4 protein-coding genes are annotated in these 4,830 nt (G+C 65.9%); all 4 read left to right on the top strand.

The genetic code is table 11. The features are described from left to right. Positions 1 to 686, top strand: a 686-nt coding sequence (locus B7X49_RS18090; RefSeq protein WP_286840534.1) for an MIP/aquaporin family protein, incomplete at its 5' end; no start/stop codon positions are given. A 59-nt stretch (positions 687 to 745) separates the two neighbouring features. Further along, a complete protein-coding gene (gene dhaK, locus B7X49_RS18085; RefSeq protein ID WP_286704951.1) occupies positions 746 to 1,747 on the top strand; it encodes a dihydroxyacetone kinase subunit DhaK in 1,002 nt (333 codons plus the stop codon). Next, a complete protein-coding gene (gene dhaL / locus B7X49_RS18080) occupies positions 1,747 to 2,349 on the top strand; it encodes a dihydroxyacetone kinase subunit DhaL (protein WP_286704950.1) in 603 nt (200 codons plus the stop codon). The genes dhaK and dhaL overlap by 1 nt, the downstream gene beginning before the upstream one ends. Before the next feature lie 5 nt (positions 2,350 to 2,354). Then, the gene (gene dhaM, locus B7X49_RS18075) at positions 2,355 to 4,658 is read left to right on the top strand and encodes a dihydroxyacetone kinase phosphoryl donor subunit DhaM (protein ID WP_286704949.1); all 2,304 of its coding nucleotides are present in this window, start codon (positions 2,355 to 2,357) and stop codon (positions 4,656 to 4,658) included. Positions 4,659 to 4,830: the final 172 nt, after the last annotated feature.

Here is a 4,830-nt window from a genome sequence, read left to right as displayed (position 1 = left end):
TCGCCTTTGCCGTCAAGGGCGATTTTCCCTGGCGCAAGATCGTGCCTTACTGGGTCGCGCAGATCGCCGGCTGCTTCGTGGGCGCAGCACTGGTCTACGCCGATTATTTCCGCGCGATCGATGCCTGGAACGCGGCACATCACGTCGCCTCCTATGCGGCCTCGGGCGGGCTGACGACGTTCAGCATCTTCGCCACCTTCCCTGCCTCATATCTCGGCTCGCACATGGATCTGGCGCTCCTCGACCAGATCATCGGCACCTTCTTCCTGCTCCTGTTCATCCTCGCGATCTCGGATAATCTGAACCTCAGCCCGCAGTCGAACATGGGGCCGTTCCTGGTCGGCATCGCGGTCGCGGCCATCGGCATGTCTTTCGGCGTTGACGCCGGATACGCGATCAACCCGGCCCGTGACTTCGGCCCGCGGTTGTTCACCTGGGTCGCCGGATGGGGCCCGAACGCCTTCCCCGGACCCCATGGTTACTGGTGGGTGCCGATCCTTGGGCCAATGATCGGGGCGGTCCTTGCGGTCTATGTTTACAAATGGTGCATCGGCCTTACCCTAATCGAGCGTGTCAAGCTGCTGAAAACCCAGCAACCCCACCCGCCGATGCAGGGGCTCGGCTACAGTCTCGAAAAACTCCAGGCCGCACTCGACGAAGCAAAGCAGCACCAGTCGGCGCCCTGATACGACTAGTCTAGGACCGACCCACCAGGGTCGGTCCGGTTTAACAGCGGGAGGACACCATGAAAAAATTGATCAACAGCCCCAATGCGGTCGTCGGCGAGGCGCTAGAAGGCATGGCCCTGGCCCACGCTGATCTGATCCGAGTCCATCGCGACCCCGATTTCATCTCGCGCGCTGACGCACCGATCAGCGGCAAGGTCGCGCTGGTATCTGGCGGTGGCTCCGGACACGAGCCGATGCACGGTGGTTTCGTCGGTCGCGGCATGCTCGACGCCGCCTGCCCTGGCGCGGTGTTCACCAGCCCGACGCCGGACCAGATGTTCGAAGCCACCAAGGCGGTGAACGGCGGTGCCGGGGTGCTGCATATCGTGAAGAACTATACCGGCGACGTGCTAAACTTCGAAATGGCCGCCGATCTTGCGCGCGAGGAAGGGATCGATGTCCGCGCAGTGGTGATCGACGATGATGTCGCGGTGCAAGACAGTCTCTACACTGCCGGGCGTCGTGGCGTCGGCGCGACCATCCTGGCCGAAAAAATCTGCGGCGCCGCAGCAGAAGCGGGCATGACTTTATCACCGGTGGTAGATCTATGCCGCGCAGTCAATGGCGCGGCCCGCTCGATGGGCATCGCCCTCACCGCCTGTACTGTGCCACATGCGGGTACGCCCAGCTTCGCTCTCGCCGACGACGAGATGGAATTCGGCATCGGCATCCACGGCGAACCCGGCCGCAAAACCATCAAGCTGACCCCCGCCGACGAAATCGCGGCCATGCTGATGGAACCGATACTAGCCGACCTGCCGTTCCGGCGCGGCGACGATATCCTACTGTTTGTCAATGGCATGGGGGGCACCCCGCTGATCGAGCTATACATCATGTTCCGTGCGGCCCACGCCATCGCTGCCCGACACGGGCTGACTGTCTCGCGCCACCTAGTTGGCTCCTACATCACCAGCCTAGAAATGTCCGGCGTATCGATCACCGCACTCCGGCTCAACGATACCATGCGTGCGCACTGGGACGCTCCCGTGATCACCCCGGCGCTGCGCTGGGGGGCATGATGACGCACGACGTCGCCAGTCTGACCGCGTGGCTGCGCCTAGCCGCTGCACATTTTGCCGCAGCACAGGCAGAGCTCAACGCTCTGGATCAGGCGATCGGTGATGGCGACCACGGTGCCAATCTGGCCCGCGGCTTTGCCCGGATCAGCGAAAAACTCGATGCCGCTGCCCCGGCCGATCCTGCGGCGCTCTTCAAGCTGGCAGGCATGACCCTGATCAGCACAGTCGGTGGTGCGGCAGGTCCGCTATATGGCAGTTTCTTCCTCGAAATGGCAAAAGCCGCCGGCACACCGACCGAACTAGACGGCCCCGCCCTCACCCGCTGCCTCGTCGCCGGAGTCGCTGGTGTCGCCGCACGCGGAAAGGCAGTGCCGGGCGACAAGACCATGATCGATGCGATGACCCCGGCGATGGCCGCCCTCCAGCGCGGTGCGACTCTGGCGGATGCCGCCACCGCCGCCCACGCCGGGGTTGCCGCCACCATCCCGATCGTGGCCCGCAAGGGGCGGGCGAGCTATCTGGGCGAACGTGCGATCGGCCACGCTGATCCCGGAGCCACATCGGCTGCCATGCTGCTCGACGCTCTGGCAGCGGCACCATAGATACCATGCCCCACAGCGTCGGTCTGGTTCTGGTCTCGCACAGTCTCCCCCTTGCTGCGGCGGTGGAAGCGCTGGTACGCCAGATGACTGGCCCAGCCACCCGCATCGCCCTCGCTGCCGGCGCGGGCGAGGACCGCACCGAACTCGGCACCGATGCGACCGCGATCATCTCCGCCATCGCCTCACTCGACAACGATGCTGGTACCCTCGTATTGATGGACATCGGCAGCGCACTGCTCAGCGCTGAACTCGCCCTCGATCTACTCGAACCGGCCATGCGCGCGCGGGTCGCTTTATGTGCGGCGCCGTTCGTCGAGGGCGCTCTTGCCGCCGGCGTCGCCGCCAGCGGCGGCGCGCCGTTGGCGTGGGTCCGCCACGAGGCCGAACAGGCTCTCGCCGCCAAACAGACTCACCTCAATCCACCGGATGCCATCACCCCAGATGCAACTACCACCCCCGCTCCCGCCGCCACGCTGCTGGTTCCGCTCACCGACCCCGCCGGGCTCCACTTGCGCCCCGCCGCCGCCATCGCGCGATACGCCCATAATCATCCCCACTCAATCCAAGTCGCCCTCCCCGATACCGGACGCAGCGCCGATGCTGCGTCCCTGACCGCCCTGCTCGGCCTCGGCGCGCGCACCGGTGCCTTGCTGCGGATCACCACCGCCGGCACCGCGGCGGATCTCGATGCCATAGCCGAGATTCTTGCCACGGCGTCCCAACCAGCTCCACAGGCCAACCCATCCCCGCCGCGCGCGGTGTCACCCGGTTTGGCGATCGGCCCAGCGGCCACGCTCACAACCGCCCTCGCCGTCCTGCCTGATCGATCCACCCGGGATCCCATCGCCGCCATCGCCGCCCTCGATACCGCGCTGGCGCAGGCACGGGCACAACCCGCCACAGCGCACGATATTCTCGCAGCCCAGCGCGCACTGCTCGACGATCCCGCCCTGCGCGACGAGGCGATCGCGCGGATCACCCGCGATCACCTCGACGCCGCCTCCGCCTGGGCAAGTACGATCGAAGCCGCCGCTACGGCCATCGCGCGGCTGGACGACCCCACTCTGGCCGCCCGCGCGGTCGACCTGCGCGACGCCGCCACCCCCGTGCTCCACGCCCTCGGCGTTGCCCCCGCCGTCACCTTGCCCGCCCCCGGCGCGATCCTGATCGTCGATGATCTGCCGGCCTCTCTCGCCGCGCGCCTCACACCTAATCAGGTGCAGGGCGTGATCGACCGCGCCGGCAGTCCAACATCCCATGCCGCCATTCTTCTGCGGGCCGCTGGAATTCCCTACCTAGTCGGGGCCGGTCCGCTTACCCTCGCCGAGGGTACCATGCTCGCTTTCGACGGTGCCACAGGCAGGCTCTGGCGCAACCCCGATGCTCCCACCCTCGCCCGGCTACGGGCGCAGGTCCATGCCGCCGCCCCCGGCACGACCCCACCGCAAAGCGGCACATTGACCCTGGCGGATGGCTGCACTGTCGAATTCTGGGCCAATGTTGCCAGCGTCGCCCAAGCCGAGGCTGCGCGCCGTGCCAACGCTGTCGGCATCGGCCTGCTCCGCACCGAATTCCTGTTCATGGATCGCGCCACCGCCCCGAGCACCGACGAACAGGTAGCCTTGCTGCGCACCATCATCGCCCCGATGCAGGGGAGGCCAGTCGTGATCCGCGCGCTCGATGCCGGCGCGGACAAACCACTGCCATTCCTACCGTTGGGTGCAGAACCCAACCCCGCCCTCGGTCAGCGCGGACTGCGCGCACTGCTCGCCCACCCCGACCTGTTTGAAACCCAGCTCCGTGCAATGCTGTGCGCGGGCCATGGCCACGATCTGCGCATCATGCTGCCGATGGTTACCAATCCCGGCGAGCTCGCCGCCGCCCGCACCCACCTCGCCCACGCCCACGTTGACCTCGACCAAAGCGGCACCCGCCATGCCTGGCCAGTGCCGCTGGGCATTATGATCGAAGTCCCTGCGGCGGCCCTAACGGTCGAATCCTTTGCTGCCGCTGATTTCGTCTCGATCGGCACCAATGACCTCACACAGTACACTCTCGCCGCCGACCGGGTAAACTCGCAGCTTGCCCTCTTGGGCGATGCCGGGCACGCGGCCGTGCTATCGTTGTGCGCCCGCATCGCCACCCACGCCCGGATGCCGGTCACCGTCTGCGGCGAAGCTGCGGGGGATCCGTTTATCGCGCCGCTCCTTGTCACGGCCGGCTTGCGCCGCTTGTCGATGGCGCCGGGCGCCTTCGTCGCAATCCGGCGCGCCCTCGTCACAACTCACGAAATCGCGCCGCACAACTAAGCCACCGCTTTTACTTCAGAATGACATGAAAGCTTTGGAACGTATCGCTTAGCATTACAGTTGCATTTTTTACTTGCTAAACGCGTTGAACTCTGAATCAATGGGTGACCATGAGTCGGAGGTCATGGATTTTGAGTGCATCAATCGAAGCGACGCTGGAATATTGGGCGAA

This window comes from Acidiphilium sp. 34-64-41 (assembly GCF_002282635.1).
In the GTDB taxonomy this organism is placed as follows: Bacteria; Pseudomonadota; Alphaproteobacteria; order Acetobacterales; family Acetobacteraceae; genus Acidiphilium; species Acidiphilium rubrum.
This window is presented reverse-complemented; position numbering and strand designations above follow the sequence as displayed.

Coding starts and splice junctions, on each gene's coding strand:
- dhaK (WP_286704951.1), top strand. CDS start 746: ATGAAAAAATTGATCAACAGCCCCAATGCGGTCGTCGGCGAGGCGCTA.
- dhaL (WP_286704950.1), top strand. CDS start 1,747: ATGACGCACGACGTCGCCAGTCTGACCGCGTGGCTGCGCCTAGCCGCT.
- dhaM (WP_286704949.1), top strand. CDS start 2,355: ATGCCCCACAGCGTCGGTCTGGTTCTGGTCTCGCACAGTCTCCCCCTT.